The following is a 15255-nucleotide window of genomic DNA, read 5'->3' as shown; positions in this document are numbered from 1 at the left end:
ATAGGCCTGCAAAAGGAAATTTGCAAGCCACTTGCTCATGCCATCCACCATCGCTCCGCCATACGGGCGTTATCGAGGTGCCAAAGGTTGCCGATGACCTCGGGAGTACCGATGCGTTTGCTGACCCCGTGACGCCAGTCGGCGAACATCGGGATCACCGCCCCGCCGTCATCACGCAGAATTGCTTGCATCTCGTGGTACATCTCGCGGCGCAGATCGGTGTCTAGTTCGGCGCGCGCGGCGAGCAGAAGACTGTCGAAACGGTCGTCCGCCCAGCGCGAATGGTTCCACGGGGCACCTGTCATGTAACCCGCGCTGAACATCCAGTCTTCGGTCACGCGGCCCGACCAATCGCGGGCAGCCCAGTCAGCGCCCAGCGCCGGGTTAATGGTGATCCCCGCACGATCCGCCGAATTGGCGTAGAGCCGCGCAGCAGCGCCGCCCGAGATTTCCACGGAGAGGTTCGGTACACCCGCCTGCGCGAGGTGCCAGCGTGCACGGTCGGGATCAAAGCCGACAGGCAGCAAAGATGCATCGAAATAAGGGTTTGCAGGCCCGATGGGCGTGTCGGCGGCAATCGTACCGTGCCCACCGGCAAGCGTGTCGAGCAACTCATGGCGATCGATGCCGTACTTCAGTGCCTTGCGGACATGGGCATCGTCGAACGGCGCCATATCGGCCGGCATCGCAAAATTGATGTGACGGTTGCCGACGGTCTGGATGATGCGATCCGCACCCACAGTAGCGAGGTCAGCCACGTCGATGCGGCCTTGGCTCAAGGCCTCGGCCTGTGAAGCGGCATCGTTCATCCCGAAGAAATCAAGGCGGTCGAAGTAACCCGCAGAGCCGTCCTTATAGTGACCGTTCACGCGTACAGCGGTCATCCGCTCACCGGGCGTGAAGCGTTCAACACGGTAAAGGCCTGTGCCGATCCCGCGCTCCATCGCAGCCTGCATATCGGCGTGCGGGTAAATAATGAGGTGATAGTCCGACATCAGATACGGGAAGTCGGCGTTCCCCGTGTGCAGCACAAAGCGCACCTGATGGTCGTCCAAACGGTCGATCCGCGCGATTGATTCGGCAATCGGCGCAGCGCCCGAAAGCGTGCCGCCGTGCATCAGGATCGACGCGATTACATCGTCAGCGGTGAAGGGCGCACCATTATGGAAACGCACGTTGCGGCGTAGGTTGAACACCCACTGGCGCGCACCGTCCGACGCTTCCCAGCCAGTCGCGAGTTCACCGCGCAGCGAGCCGTCGGCAGCGACTTCTGTCAGCGTATCAAAGACGGCACCGTGCGCAGCGGCCATCATGAAGGCACCGGCGTGCGTGCGGCTATCCCAGCTATCTGTGGACCATGCACCCGACAGACCTGCCCTCAGCGTACCGCCACGCGGACGCGCTTCGACTGCGACGCCGGTTGCCATAAGCACCGCGGCGGCCACACCCGAATGGAACAGTTTACGTCTGCTGATCGGTGCCATCAGGCCCTCCTCTCACGGACGCACAGCTTACGGAGCTTTATCAGCCACGTAAACGGCTCAGTGATGCGCGATCTCGTCCATGATACGAACGAGTTCGCGCGTAATTCCCGGCTCTGAAAGTGCGTGACCGGCCATCGGGACCATCCGCAGCTGCGACCCTTGCCATTTCTGGTGCACAAGCCACGCGGAACGCGGCGGACAGATCATATCAAGCCGTCCTTGGACAATATAACCAGGGATGCCCTGCAACTTGTCCATGTTGTTCAGAATCGCGGTCTTCTCATCAAGGAAGCCGTGATTGATGAAATAGTGGTTTTCGAGCCGCGCAAAGATGCGGGCGTACTCGCCTGGGGCTTCACCGGAAAATCCGTTGGATTCGATCGACGCGAGCGCGTTCTCCCAGTTGCTCCACGCACGGGCGTATTTCGTCTGCTCGGGGATCGGCGCGTCGAACAAGCGCTTGTGGTAGGCTTCGATCAGATCGCCGCGCTCTTCGGGCGGGATGATGCGTTCGAAGCGGTTCCACAGCTCGGGCCAGAACTGCCCAGCGCCGCCACCATAAAACCAGTCGAGCTCGCGCTGGGTCATCAGGAACACACCGCGCAGGATCAGGCCCTTAACCCGCTCGGGATGCGTCTGTCCGTAGATCAGACCGAGCGTCGCGCCCCAGCTTCCGCCGAAGACATACCAGCTATCGATGCCGAGCGTTTCGCGGATCAGTTCGGTATCCGCCACAAGGTGCCACGTCGTATTCGCTGTCACACTGGCCGACGGCGTCGACCGCCCACAGCCGCGCTGATCGAACAGCACGACACGGTAAACTTTGGGATCGAAATAGCGACGCATGGTCGGGCTACAGCCACCACCCGGTCCACCATGGAAAATCACCACGGGAATGCCGTCGGGCCGACCACATTGTTCTACATAGACCTTATGCCCATCGCCCACGTCCAGCATTCGCTGGTCAAACGGGTTGCTTGGGGGATAAAGGTGCGGCACTGCGCGTCTTTGACCAGAGACCTTGTCCATGGTCACTCTATATAGCACGACATCGCGTCAGACCATCGCAAGTGGAGCACAATATTATGTCCATCACCGTTGACCCCGCCGAAGTTGCAAAGTTCGAGGCAATGGCCGCCGAATGGTGGGACCTGAACGGCAAGTTCAAACCGCTCCACATGATGAACCCCGTGCGCCTCGGCTACATCACCCAGCAGATCGCGGCAGAGTACGGACGCGACCTTGATGACCGTAAGCCATTCGAAGGGCTACGCATTCTGGATATCGGTTGCGGCGGCGGCCTGCTGTGCGAGCCGATGGCGCGCCTTGGGGCGACCATCGTCGGCGTCGATGCAGCGGAGCGGAACATCCCCGTCGCCCAGACCCACGCCGAACAGTCGGGGCTCGATATCGACTATCGCCACACGACCGCCGAAGCGATGGCCGAAGCGGGTGAACAGTTCGACGTCGTTCTGAACATGGAAGTGGTCGAGCACGTGGCCGATCCGCTCGCCTATCTGACCGCGTGCCAGCAGCTACTGAAATCCGGCGGCCTGCACATCTGTTCAACCATCAACCGCAATCCCAAAAGCTTTGCCGTAGCGATCCTCGGTGCGGAATGGGTGATGCGCTGGCTGCCGAAGGGTACGCACGAATGGCACAAGTTCATCACGCCGGACGAGCTCTATGACCTTATTCGCAAGGCTGGCCTCGATCCGGTCGACCGCAAGGGATTTGTGTTCAATCCGGTGCTCTGGACATGGTCGGTGTCGGACAAGGATTTGTCCGTGAACTACGTCACTGCAGCGATTAAGCCCTAATAGGCTCTTTTAATGACACCGGTGATGGTCTGGAACGTCTCGAAACCGAGCCGTTCGTAGACCCGCCGCGCATCGCCGTCTTCGTCGGTCGCAATCAACACCCGAGCGCGGGGCGCGCGGTTTTTGGCCCAGTCGTAGGCAACGCAAAGAAGACCCGACGAAATCCCGCGGCGGCGATACTCGGGCTTCGTCTCCACCGCCTGATAGCGGGCTACGCGTTCATCGTGGAAAATGCCCAACGCAGCGACAAGCGTGTCGCCGTCGAACGCACCGAACCACTGCCCCTCGTCATTTGCGATCTGTTCGCGACGGGTTTTGTTGCGACCACGCAGGTAGTCGTAGTGGTTGGATGCGCCAAATCCCAACTCGACGCCGATGGCGTACTGCAATTCGATCAGTTGGTCCCAGTCGGCATCGCCATTCAGCGGACGCGCGTCGATACCCTCGGGCATGTCGAAACGGTTGATATCACCGTCCACCGACATGAAAATCGTGCTGTCGATCTCGTAGCCGCGCTTTTTGTACCACTCGGCCATCGCTCCAAGGCGGAAATCGGGGATGTCCCAGCCGACGACGAGGTGATTACTGTCCGGCAGCGCCTCTTGGAAGCGTTTGATCGGCGCTTCGGGAGACAGCGGCGGCATTTTCTCGATCACGCAATTGCCCCACCAGAAATCGGGCTGGGTGGGCGTGCGGAAAACGAAATGGTCGCTGTATTCCTCAACCTCGGTTCGGCCGCGCATGACCAGCAGGTCGCTGGCGATGCCTTCGCTCTTAATCATCGGCTTCGCTCAATTGCTGTCTGAGTTCACGCAGGATCGGCAGGACGGCGCGCACTTTGGCCGCGCCGACCTTATTCACGAGGCCCGAAATCACGGGCGTCATTGCAGCCAAAGCGGCATCACGTGCCTGAAGGCCCGCAGGGCTGATCGACACAAGCTTGCGCCGCGCATCGTCCCAATCGGGACGGATATGAACCCACCCCGCCCATTCAAGCTTGCCCAGCGTGTTCGTCATCGCGCCGCGTGTCAGGTGGAACGTCTTGGCCAGTTGCGCCGGCGTGCGCTCTCCGCCTGCATGGGCAAGGTGGTTCAAGACCGAGAAATGCGACAACTCCATGCCCTTGGGCAGTACGCGATCCACGTTCGCACGCGCCAACTGGTCCACAACGAGGATTTCGCTGAACAGCGTGACGGCGAGGTTGTTGGTCGAATCATTCATTTGGAGCGCGATAGGATCGGTCGTGTGTCAGTGAAGGAATGCGGTTTCTCGCTTTTGACACTTCACCGCTATCCAGTTCAATGAAAACAATACCTTCGTCGGTGCCGCTATCCGCAAGAATGTCGCCCCACGGTGAAATCGCCATCGAATGCCCGTAGGTTTCACGCAGCTTTCCAACCTTGGCAAAGTGCTTTCCTGTCTGGGCGGCAGCCAGAACATAGGCACCGTTCTCGATCGCACGAGCGCGCAGCAGCGGCTCCCAATGGGCGCGTCCGGTGGCGGGTGTGAATGCGGCGGGGATCAGGATAATCGTCGCTCCGGCCTTTGCCAGATCGCGGTAAAGGTACGGAAAGCGCAAATCATAACAGATGCTTAGACCGACGGTGCCGAACGGCGTCTCGCATACCTCCGCATGATCGCCAGGACGGAAACCATCGGATTCGCGGTAGACCTCGGTCTCGGAAACCTCGACATCGAACATGTGGATTTTATCGTAGCGGGCGCGGATTTCGCCATCGGGGCCGATCATGAACGACCGGTTAGCAAAGCGCTCCTCGCCTTCAACTTTCAGCGCGAGCGATCCGATCGCCAGCCAGACGCCCAGCGCGGCAGCTTTTTCGCGCAATCCGGCCAGAACGGGGTCTGTTTCTTCGGTCTGCAGATGCTCGCGCTGGTGGCTGCGGCTCATGCTGACCATGTTGGTGACTTCGGGCGTCAGGATGAACCCAGCACCCGAAGTTGCAGCTTGCTCCATCATACCGCTCACCTTGTTAAGGTTGGCGAGCGGATCATCCGACGATGTCAGCTGGAGCAGAGCCGCCTTCATGCCAGCATCGGGTCGAGTTTACCCGCGCGGTCCAGCGCGTAGAGGTCATCGCAACCGCCTACATGCTCACCGCCGATGAAAATCTGCGGAACGGTACGTCCGCCGTTGGCGCGCTGCATCATTTCGGGCCGCTTGTCGGGATCTTCGAGCACATCGTATTCCGTGTATTCGACACCCTTGGCAGTCAGAAGATGCTTTGCACGGTGGCAAAAGCCACAGATCGGAGAAGTGTAGATTTCAACTGTCTTCATGTCGTGCCTCATTCGGTTTACGGAATATGTAGGCCTCCGACACGGCGCGCGCCAGTGTAAGAACGCAAACCTGCTTTGCGCCAGCGAGCAATGCACCCTGCGCTGCTGCCTTGAGCGTGGCGCCCGTAGTCATCACATCATCCACGATCATCACGCTTCGACCATTGAGGCGACTGCCCTTTTTCGGATGCGGTCTGATCGAATCCTGCTGGGACATTTCACGCTCTGCGCGGGTCTGACCTCTGGTCGGTCGGGTGCGATGGACCCGCACAAGGCCATCGACCAGAACAGGCCGCCCGACGATCTTTCCAATTTCGAGCGCGAGCAGCGCGGATTGATTGTACCGCCGCCGCAATAATCGAGACCAATGCAGCGGAACAGGCACAATAACGGTGTCGTCCTCAAGCAGCGGACGCGAGGACCGCGCCATGATCCGCGCCAGCGTTGGCACCAGATCCTGCCTGTCGCCGTGCTTCAACCCCATGACCAGACGCTTTCCGATGCCTTCATAGACCAGCGCGCTCCGCCCTTTTGTCCAAATCCTCGGGGTCTGAAGGCAGTCGTCACAGTGAGCCACATCATCGCCCTGCCCGACCAGTGGCGTCCCGCAGCCGTCACACACGGTTCCGGCAACGAGCGTTGCGTCCCGCCAGCAAGCGGGGCACAAACCTCCGTCCGACTCGATCAGTTCATCGCACAGCACACACTGCTGAGGCATGATGAGGCGGACGACGCTTTGCAACATGGACGACTTTCCCTAAACCATAGTTATGAACAACCAGCCGCTTCTTACCGACCGACAGGCGCTCGCACGCAACCGTGCGCGTATGACTGCAACTTTCATGCTCGAAACGGTTGCCGACGAATTTCATGAAAGACTGAACGAGGTTAACAGGACGTTCACCGACGCTGCTGTTGTCTCGGGTAACCCTGAATTCTGGGGCGACCAATTCCCCAATGCCGCACAGGTGGCCGATCACGATACGCTCGATCTGGAACCGCAGAGCCGCGATCTGGTCATTCATGCGATGGCGCTGCACTGGGCGAATGACCCTGTGGGCCAGATCATCCAGAGCCATCGCGCACTGCGCCCCGACGGGCTGTTCCTTGCCGCGCTCTTTGGCGGTCAGACTCTGCACGAGCTGCGCACCGTTCTGGCCGAGGCGGAGTCGCGTGTGACCGGTGGCCTGTCACCGCGCATCGCACCGATGGGTGAAATCCGCGATGTGGGCGCCCTACTCCAGCGGTGCAACCTCGCGCTGCCCGTTGCTGACGCCGTGCCGTTCACCGTCAGCTATCAGGACGCGTGGGCACTGATGCGCGACCTGCGGGCGATGGGTGAGGCCAATGCTCTGAACGCCCGCCACCGCGCGCCGACCCGCCGCGAGGTGTTCGAAACCGCGGCGGACCTTTACCAGCAGCACTTCGGCACCGAAAATGGTAGGATTACAGCAACGTTCGAGGTGATCTTCCTCGCCGGTTGGGCCCCTGACGAAAGCCAGCAGAAACCGCTGCGACCGGGGTCTGCGAAATTCAGTCTGGCCGAGGCGCTGAATGCGGCAAAGGGTCCGGTGAACCAATCGGATAATTGAAACGTAGAAGCTTCAGCATAAGTACGCGGCACTCACGGGACGGAGAAATATGAAAGATTTTCAAAACACTGGCGGCACAGCGACCCGCCCCGAGCACGCGCCCGCAACCCATCCGGCGATCAAACCGCGCCGCATCGGTGTTTTGCTTGCCAACCTCGGCACGCCCGACGGGACGGACTACTGGTCGATGCGCCGCTATCTGAGCGAGTTTCTCAGCGATCAGCGCGTGATCGATTACCCCGCGTGGAAATGGCAACCGATCCTTCAGGGCATCATTCTGTCGATCCGTCCGCAGAAGTCCGGTGCTGCCTACCGCTCGATCTGGAACAACGAGCGGAACGAAAGCCCGCTCATGACCATCACCCGTGACCAGACCGATGCGATCAAAGCGCGTCTGGCTGCCGAGTTCGGTGACAACGTGATTGTCGATTTCTGTATGCGCTACGGCAACCCGTCGACCGAAGCCAAGGTTCGCGAGATGGTGAAAGCTGGCTGCGACCGCATCTTGTTCTTCCCCCTCTACCCGCAATACGCGGGCGCGACCTCGGCCACCGCGAACGACCAGTTCTTCCGCGCGCTCATGAAAGAGAAATTCCAGCCCGCCGCCCGTATTGTCCCGCCGTATTTCGACAAACCGGAGTACATCAAGGCGCTCGCCGCATCTGTGCAGCGCGCCTATGACGCGATGGATGTGAAGCCGGACAAGCTGGTCTGCTCCTACCACGGCCTGCCGAAACGCTACCTCACTGAGGAAGGCGATCCGTACCACTGCCACTGCCACAAGACGACGCGCCTGCTGCAAGAGGCGCTTGGTTGGGCGGACGACAAGATCATCACGACCTTCCAGTCGAAGTTTGGCCCCGAAGAGTGGCTCCAGCCCTACACGGTCGAGGAAGTCGCTCGTCTGGCCGAAGCCGGTCACAAGAATATCGCTGTGATCGCTCCCGCGTTCAGCGCCGACTGCATCGAAACGCTCGAAGAGATCAACGAAGAGATCAAAGAGAGCTTCGAGCACGCCGGCGGTGAGAAGTTCAACTACATCCCCTGCCTTAATGACGATCCGGCGCACATTGATGCGCTGACGCATGTCATCACGCAGAATCTGCGGGGATGGATCGAATAAGAAAAAGCCGGTGGATCCCCACCGGCTTTTTGAATTGCCGCAGCCTGTTGTTGAGGACAGCGCACGGCACATCAAGTCAGACAACCTGATGGCCCTAATGTGCCCGATCGCTCACGTTTTTGCCAGCGCCGCGTGATATTTGTTTGGTTCAGATAAGCAGAACCTGTGTGCCCACATTTGAGAGGCTGAAAAGTTCGGCAATGTGCTCGTTGTAGAGGCCGATACAGCCGTTAGACGAACGTCGACCGATTTTGCGCGTGTCGTGGGTGCCGTGGATTCGGTAGTAGGTCCACGACAGATACATTGCGTGCGTACCCAACGGGTTATCCGGACCAGGGCCGATATAGTCGGGCCACTCGGGATTACGCTCTTTCATCGACGGAGTCGGACGCCATTCGGGCCCGACGATCTTGCGTGTGATCTCCGTACGGCCCTTACGGGTAAGGTCATCGGTCAGCGGCACAGAGGTCGGGTAGAGCTTGTAAACGCTCTGATCCTGCGACCAGAAATGCAGCGCACGCGATTGAATATCCACGAGAATTGCACCGTTGGTCAGATCGGTAAAGTACGGCTGCCAGTCCAGTGAACGGAAGCTCGAAATGTTATGCGTGACCGAGCGCGAGATATCGGCTTCGACCTCGGTCGAATTTTCGGTTTGCCCGAAGGAAGCGGTCCCTGCGAGGGCGGCTGCGGCTGCAACAAAGCCGCGACGCGTAAGTTGATCGGTCATTCTAAACTCCACACGGGCGGCTGCTCTCCGCCTGTTTCTGCGCTTAACTTACTATTGGCGTGCATTCCCTGCAATTCACAGCGATTTGAGTTGAACGAAACTGGCGCTTTCCCGCGTTTGAAACGATACGAACAAGTCGCTATGCGTTGCTTAGCTAATTTTTGGAGTCGCTTATGAATCGGCGTTTTATGGTTTTCGGTCTGGCTGCAACCGCTCTGGCGGCGTGTGAACCGCCCAAGCAGGTGCGACTCGGTCCCGATGGTCTGCCTCTGCCACAGGTTTACCGCATCTCCGATGCCGATACCGCGACGATCCAGTACCGTTTCCTCGATGCTGTGAACGCCATGCGCCAAACCGCGGGACGCGGCGCGCTGCAACTCAACGCCCAGCTTAATGCTGCCGCAGCGACTCACTCGCGCGACATGGCCGTGCAGAATCGTCCGTGGCACTTCGGTTCTGACGGCTCATCCCCGCTCGATCGCGGTCGACGTGTGGGCTATTCGGGTCGCATTATGGGCGAGAATATCTCGGAAACCTACGAGACCGAACTTCAGACGCTCGCAAGCTGGCTTCAGAAGGAAGACACCCGCTCGGTGATTCTCGACCCGACGGCCAACGAACTGGGCTTCGACTTCTTTCAGGAACGCGGCGGCAAGATCTGGTGGACTATGGTGACCGGCCGCCGCTGATGCCTGTTATGGCATGATGTAGATCGGCGTCGGCGCCTTCACCATCGCGTAGATTTCTTCGATTTCTTCGTTCGTGACCGCGATGCATCCGGCAGTCCAGTCGGAGGTCGAATCGACTCCGGTCGGTGTGCCATGGATGAAGATGTTGCCACCGGGACTACGGCCCATGCTGGCAGCGCGCGCCATGTCGGTCGGATTCGGGTACGAAACCCGCAGCGACAGGTGGTAATTGCTGTTGGGATTGTGCCAATCGATCCAATAGCCACCTTCGGGCGTACGTCCGTCGCCTTCGAATTCTTTGTGACCCTCGGGCGCGAATCCCAGACCGAACTGATAAGTTTTCAGCACCTCTTCGTTGTGAAGCAGGTACATCGCGCGATCGCTCTTATCGATATAAACACTGGTTACTTCCGGCCCATTATAGGTCAGGAATTTTTTGTCTGCGGGATTGGACGCTGCACAAGCGGATAACGCCGCTGCCGCGCCAAGCGCAAAAACGCTACGGATAAACATTGCTCACTGCCTCGCCTTGATGGCTTTTATTGGAGCCACCGTACAAGAAAAGCGTGTTCTGTTCTACCTGTCCGATAGGTCATCACTGACGAGTGAACGCACAGACGACCTCCGTATGTGGAGACCACCTGAACTGGTCCACAACGGTTACCGGACCCATCTCGAAGCCAGCGTCGATCAGCGTGCGGGCGTCACGGGCAAAGGTCACGGGATTACAGGACACCATCGCGACAGTCTTCAGCTTCGACGAGGCGATCTCTGCGATCTGCGCCTCGGCACCTGCGCGCGGCGGGTCGATGACAGCAGCGTCAAATTTGTCGAGCTCGTCAGGCAGCATCGGGCGGCGGAACAGGTCGCGCGTTTCGGTCGTCACCAGCTTGAGGCCACGTGTTTCCCGCCAACCACGATCCAGCGCGTCCATCATCGCCTTTTCGCCCTCCACAGCGTGAACCTCGGCATTCCGGGCGAGCGGCAGGCTGAACGTGCCCGAACCCGCGAACAGGTCGATAACCTTGGCAGCCCTACCGAGGATCTGTTTCACGGCGGACTGGAGGGCATTTTCGCCCTGCACCGTCGCCTGCAAGAACGCACCCGGCGGTGGGAGGACGCGAATGCCGTCAAAAGACTGCACCGGCACATTGATGGTCACCACAGGTTCGTCGCGCCACACGAGACGGGCAATGCCATGCGCATTCGCCCACTGCGCCAGTTCGATGCGCAGCTCCTCGGTCAGCTCCTTATCCGCCTCGACACGAATGTCGGGACCGCTGGAGCTTTCGGTGACTGTCATCGCGACTTCACCTTTGCGGCTGCCGGCAATCTTGGTCAACTCGTTCAGCGCGGGCAACGTCGCCTTGAGCGCAGGCGAAATCAGCTGACAGTCGGGGATCTCGACAATCGTATCCGAGGCGCGCGCATGAAAGCCGACCAACGCGGCCTTCTTCGTGCGGCGACCGCTGAACTTCGCACGGCGGCGGGAGTTCGCGGGTGATGTATCTACACCCTGTATATTCGCATCAATTCCATGCGCTGCCAATGACTTAGCGACGTTCGACGCCTTCCATTCAGCCACGAATCTGTCAGAGGCGTGCTGCATCGCACAGCCGCCGCAGGCTTTGAAATGACGGCACGGTGGGCTGACGCGGTCTGCGGACGGTTCAAGAACTCGGGCGCCATCGTCGGTCAGTTCGACGGTTTCGCCAGGCAGAACGCGCGGAACGAGCGTGCCGTCTTCGGCGCGGCCCATACCAAGGTGTGTGATGCTTTCGATTTTCATGGGAGCGCTTTTACAGCGAAGCGTTGACCCGCGCCAGCGGCCCTAGTCGTCTGTACCGATAAAGCCGCCCGACTGCCGCACCCAGTACCGCGCATAGATGCCACCTCGTGCCAGCAGATCGTCGTGGGTGCCGTCCTCAACGATGCGCCCACCCTCCATCACAATGATCCGGTCCATCCGCGCAATGGTCGAAAGACGGTGCGCGATGGCGAGGACAGTCTTGCCCTCCATCACCTGATCGAGGCTTTCCTGAATGGCAGCTTCGACTTCGGAGTCGAGCGCGGAGGTCGCTTCGTCCAGAACGAGGATCGGTGCGTCCTTAAGGATCGTGCGCGCAATCGCGATACGTTGACGCTGGCCACCTGAGAGTTTCACGCCACGCTCGCCTAGAAACGCGTCATAGCCGGTCCGTCCGCGTGCATCGCGAAGGTCGGGAATAAAGGTATGCGCCTCGGCCTTGCGCGCGGCCTCCATCACCTCTGCATCCGTTGCATCGGGACGCCCGTAGCGGATGTTGTCCATGGCGGAACGGTTAAACATCGACGTGTCCTGCGTGACCATGCCGATATGACGGCGGAGGCTGACCTGCGTGACGTTCGAAACGTTCTGCCCGTCAATCTGCACGCGGCCCTGTTCGGTGTCATAAAGGCGCAGCAACAGCGACACGAGCGTCGATTTGCCCGCACCCGATGCGCCAACGATCCCGACCTTTTGGCTCGGCTGAATCGTGAGGGCGATGTCACGCACACCGCCGTTCCGTTCGCCGTAAGCAAAGGTGACATCGTCGAATTTGATCTCACCGCGCGGCACCACAAGCTCTGCCGCGTTTGCATCGTCGGTCAGGTCATGCGCAGGCGTGAGGGTTTTCATACCGTCCTCTGCCTCACCCAGATGGCCATACATGCCCATCAGTGTGAAGCTCACCCAGCCCGTCATGTGAGACAAACGCAGCGCAATCGCGCCTGTCGCGGCGATATCGCCTGCCGTCGCGCTCCCCAGCGTCCACATGTAAACCGTGCCGCCGATCAGCATGACGGGCACCACGCCAGCGATCGTCATCAGCGCCAGACGGAAGGCAACCGCTACGCGCCCGAACTCCACCGCGCGATTACGGAATTCGTTCATGGCGTCCAGCGCGACGGCGTCTTCGAAATCATCGTGGGCAAAGAGCTTCACGGTGCGGATGTTGGTAAACGTGTCCACAACCTGCCCCGTGATCGCCGCCCGCGCATTCGCCCGTGCTTTGGCCCGCAGGCGGACCCGCGGAATAAACCACGAGATCATCAGGATATAGGCCACAAACCACGCAAGCAGCCCGACCGCCATCCAGATGTCGACGCCAAGGACGAGGATCAGCGCGCCCACGACCGACGCGATGGCGAAGCAGATGGTGTTGAGAAATTCGCTCGTCAGCTCGGTGACAGAGTTTGACACCTGCATCTGTTTCTGCGTCAGACGCCCCGCGAAGTCCTCATCAAAGAACCGCACCGAATGACCCATCGTCCAGCGATGCAGACGCGAGAGGATCTGCGGGCCGACGTTGGGCTGGACGATGATGCTGTTAGACAGCGCGGAGACGCCGAAGATGATCGGCCGCAGGACGATGTAGAAAACGATGAACACCACGGCGAGCGGCCATTGGTCCTGCCAGAATCCCTCTGCCGTGCCCGAGGTCGCATCGAGCACTGCGCCGAGCAGATAAGCCGTCACAACCTCGAGCGAGCCGGCCAACGAACAGGCAATGGCAGCAATCGTCAGCGCGGGCCACGAACCGGATAGACACCACCAGATGAACGGCCAGAGCGTATTCGGCGGCGGCGTGTCGACACGGCGGAACGGGCGGATCAGGTCGACAAGCTTCATGCGCTTTCTCCGATGAACCCGCCCGATTGGTGCTGCCACAGACGCGCATAGATGCCGCCCCGCGCCAGCAGTTCGTCGTGCGATCCGTCCTCGACCACGCGGCCTTGGTCCATCACGACGATCCGGTCCATCTGTGCAATCGTCGAAAGGCGGTGTGCGATGGCGATAACCGTTTTGCCCTCCATAAGGCCATAAAGGGTGTCCTGGATGGCCGCCTCGACCTCGGAATCGAGGGCGGAGGTCGCCTCGTCCAGTAAAAGGATCGGCGCGTCCTTCAGCAGAACACGCGCAATCGCGATACGCTGACGCTGGCCGCCGGACAGTTTCACGCCGCGCTCACCCACGCGGGCATCGTAGCCCTTGTTGCCCTCAGCATCCTCCAGATCTAGGATGAAGTCATGCGCCTGCGCCTCTTTCGTTGCGCGGATCATATCGTCCTCGGTGGCATCAGGACGGCCATAGAGGATGTTTTCGCGTACCGAGCGGTGCAGTAGCGAGTTATCCTGCTGAACCATGCCTATAGTCTGGCGCAAACTGTCCTGCGACACCTCGGAGATGTCCTGCCCGTCGATCAGAATGCACCCGCTTTCGGCATCGTAAAACCGCAAAAGCAGCTTGAGTAGAGTCGATTTACCTGCACCGGAGCGCCCAACAAGGCCAACCTTTTCGCCCGGTTTCACAATAAGGTCGATATTGTCGAGGCCGCCGGTTTTACGTCCGTAGTGGTGGCTCAGGCCTTGAAGGGTGATCTCACCCTTGCCCGCCGACAGCGTCTGCGACGTCGGCTTATCGGTTAGCGTGATCGGCTGCGAAATGGTCATCATGCCCTCACGCACAACGCCAAGCTCGCGGAAGAAACTGCTCGTCGCCCACATGATCCAACCGCTCATCGCATTGAGGCGCAGCGCAAGTGCAGTCGCCGCAGCGACGACACCGACCGAGGCCAGCGCGCCGAACCAGAGATACATCGCGAAACCGACAACGCCGACGATCAGCAGACCGTTCAGCACCATCAGAACGAGGTCCATGATCGTCAGCAGGCGCATCTCGCGGATAAAGGTCTGACGTGCGTCCTCAATGGCTTCTTGGGCGTAGTCGACCTCTTTGCCGTGGTGCGCGAACAGCTTGACCGAGTGGATGTTGGTGTAACTGTCGACAACCCGCGCCGTCACGCGGCTGCGCGAATTCGATGACGCTTCGGCCGCGGGTCCGGCACGTTTCACAACCCACACCAGCAGCGCGATGTAGGGGAACAGCCAGAACGACAGCGGAATGAGCAACCGCGCGTCGGCATCGGCCAACAGATAGGCCGCACCGATGACATAGGCGACAGCAAAAGTCATGGCGTCGAAGGTCTGGAACGCGACCTCACCCGCTGCGGGCGGCGCTTGCATGATGCGGTTCGCGATCCGTCCAGCGAAGTCATTTTCGAACCAGCCGATGGATTGGCGCAGCACGTGGCGGTGCGCGCGATACCGGATCATGGTCGGGAAATTCACGAGGATCGTGTTGTTCAACAGCGCAAACTGCGCGACGTAAATGATCGGGCGCAGGGTCAGGATGACGATTGCAACGATGATGAATTCGGCGGCGTGGCTGCCCCAGACCTCGATCGGTTCGCCATCGAGCAGGTCGATCAGACGCCCCATGTAGGAGATCAGCCAAACCTCGAAAAACGCGATACAGACTGACAGGATGCCCGTAATCGCGAAGACCCAGCGGAATTCATACGCAAATGACCGCAGGAACGGCCAGAGCTTCTGCGGCGGATTGTCGTTTTCTTGGTAATTGCTGTAGGGATCGACCAATCCCTCGAAAAATTTGAACACGGCGGCCTCTCGAATATGCCGCAACATAGCGCGGCGCC

The 15255-nt window shown here is 59.9% G+C and carries 16 protein-coding genes; 4 read left to right on the top strand and 12 right to left on the bottom strand.

Going from position 1 to position 15255, the window contains the following annotated elements; all coding sequences use genetic code 11:
* Positions 1–35 precede the first annotated feature (35 nt).
* On the bottom strand, positions 36–1484 hold the full coding sequence (locus IF204_RS13850) for an ABC transporter substrate-binding protein (RefSeq protein ID WP_194097688.1): 1449 nt from the start codon (positions 1482–1484) through the stop codon (positions 36–38).
* 57 nt (positions 1485–1541) lie between these two features.
* Positions 1542–2513: a prolyl aminopeptidase gene (pip, locus tag IF204_RS13845; protein WP_194097687.1), complete on the bottom strand. Its 972-nt coding sequence runs from the start codon at positions 2511–2513 to the stop codon at positions 1542–1544.
* 56 nt (positions 2514–2569) lie between these two features.
* Here pip and ubiG point away from each other — a divergent pair, with 56 nt between their 5' ends.
* The gene (gene ubiG / locus IF204_RS13840; protein WP_194097686.1) at positions 2570–3304 is read left to right on the top strand and encodes a bifunctional 2-polyprenyl-6-hydroxyphenol methylase/3-demethylubiquinol 3-O-methyltransferase UbiG; all 735 of its coding nucleotides are present in this window, start codon (positions 2570–2572) and stop codon (positions 3302–3304) included.
* Here ubiG and IF204_RS13835 read toward each other — a convergent pair.
* The 5 genes from IF204_RS13835 to IF204_RS13815 are packed head-to-tail and all read right to left on the bottom strand — an operon-like array spanning position 3301 to position 6347.
* Complete coding sequence (locus IF204_RS13835) at positions 3301–4086, bottom strand: GNAT family N-acetyltransferase (protein WP_194097685.1); 786 nt, start codon at positions 4084–4086, stop codon at positions 3301–3303. The two genes, ubiG and IF204_RS13835, sit on opposite strands and share 4 nt — an antisense overlap.
* Complete coding sequence (locus IF204_RS13830; RefSeq protein WP_167636367.1) at positions 4079–4525, bottom strand: MarR family winged helix-turn-helix transcriptional regulator; 447 nt, start codon at positions 4523–4525, stop codon at positions 4079–4081. Before IF204_RS13830 ends, IF204_RS13835 begins: the two co-directional genes overlap by 8 nt.
* The gene (locus IF204_RS13825; protein ID WP_194097684.1) at positions 4518–5351 is read right to left on the bottom strand and encodes a carbon-nitrogen hydrolase family protein; all 834 of its coding nucleotides are present in this window, start codon (positions 5349–5351) and stop codon (positions 4518–4520) included. Before IF204_RS13825 ends, IF204_RS13830 begins: the two co-directional genes overlap by 8 nt.
* Positions 5348–5602, bottom strand: coding sequence for a glutaredoxin 3 (gene grxC, locus IF204_RS13820; protein WP_194097683.1), 255 nt, complete (start codon positions 5600–5602; stop codon positions 5348–5350). The genes IF204_RS13825 and grxC overlap by 4 nt, the downstream gene beginning before the upstream one ends.
* The gene (locus tag IF204_RS13815) at positions 5589–6347 is read right to left on the bottom strand and encodes a ComF family protein (protein ID WP_194097682.1); all 759 of its coding nucleotides are present in this window, start codon (positions 6345–6347) and stop codon (positions 5589–5591) included. Before IF204_RS13815 ends, grxC begins: the two co-directional genes overlap by 14 nt.
* Before the next feature lie 25 nt (positions 6348–6372).
* On the opposite strand from IF204_RS13815, the gene IF204_RS13810 reads away from it, so the two are divergent.
* Both IF204_RS13810 and hemH read left to right on the top strand, forming a co-directional pair.
* A complete protein-coding gene (locus IF204_RS13810) occupies positions 6373–7194 on the top strand; it encodes a methyltransferase domain-containing protein (RefSeq protein WP_194097681.1) in 822 nt (273 codons plus the stop codon).
* A gap of 49 nt (positions 7195–7243) precedes the next feature.
* Complete coding sequence (gene hemH / locus IF204_RS13805) at positions 7244–8317, top strand: ferrochelatase (protein ID WP_194097680.1); 1074 nt, start codon at positions 7244–7246, stop codon at positions 8315–8317.
* A gap of 148 nt (positions 8318–8465) precedes the next feature.
* On the opposite strand, the gene IF204_RS13800 is transcribed toward hemH, so the two are convergent.
* The gene (locus tag IF204_RS13800) at positions 8466–9047 is read right to left on the bottom strand and encodes a L,D-transpeptidase (RefSeq protein WP_194097679.1); all 582 of its coding nucleotides are present in this window, start codon (positions 9045–9047) and stop codon (positions 8466–8468) included.
* Positions 9048–9220: 173 nt separating this feature from the next.
* Between IF204_RS13800 and dalA the strand changes: the two genes are divergently transcribed.
* The gene (gene dalA / locus IF204_RS13795; RefSeq protein ID WP_194097678.1) at positions 9221–9736 is read left to right on the top strand and encodes a divisome-associated lipoprotein DalA; all 516 of its coding nucleotides are present in this window, start codon (positions 9221–9223) and stop codon (positions 9734–9736) included.
* Positions 9737–9742: 6 nt separating this feature from the next.
* On the opposite strand, the gene IF204_RS13790 is transcribed toward dalA, so the two are convergent.
* From IF204_RS13790 to IF204_RS13775, 4 genes are all read right to left on the bottom strand, one after another.
* Entirely contained in the window at positions 9743–10249 is a 507-nt protein-coding gene (locus tag IF204_RS13790; RefSeq protein ID WP_194097677.1) for a L,D-transpeptidase family protein, read from the bottom strand.
* A gap of 82 nt (positions 10250–10331) precedes the next feature.
* The gene (locus IF204_RS13785; protein ID WP_194097676.1) at positions 10332–11525 is read right to left on the bottom strand and encodes a class I SAM-dependent RNA methyltransferase; all 1194 of its coding nucleotides are present in this window, start codon (positions 11523–11525) and stop codon (positions 10332–10334) included.
* A gap of 42 nt (positions 11526–11567) precedes the next feature.
* Positions 11568–13388: an ABC transporter ATP-binding protein gene (locus tag IF204_RS13780; RefSeq protein WP_194097675.1), complete on the bottom strand. Its 1821-nt coding sequence runs from the start codon at positions 13386–13388 to the stop codon at positions 11568–11570.
* The gene (locus tag IF204_RS13775; protein WP_194097674.1) at positions 13385–15217 is read right to left on the bottom strand and encodes an ABC transporter ATP-binding protein; all 1833 of its coding nucleotides are present in this window, start codon (positions 15215–15217) and stop codon (positions 13385–13387) included. The genes IF204_RS13780 and IF204_RS13775 overlap by 4 nt, the downstream gene beginning before the upstream one ends.
* Positions 15218–15255: the final 38 nt, after the last annotated feature.

The organism is Marivivens aquimaris (assembly GCF_015220045.1).
Classification (GTDB): Bacteria; Pseudomonadota; Alphaproteobacteria; order Rhodobacterales; family Rhodobacteraceae; genus Marivivens; species Marivivens aquimaris.
Note: the sequence above shows the minus strand (reverse complement) of the source record. Positions and strands in the feature narration are given on the sequence as shown.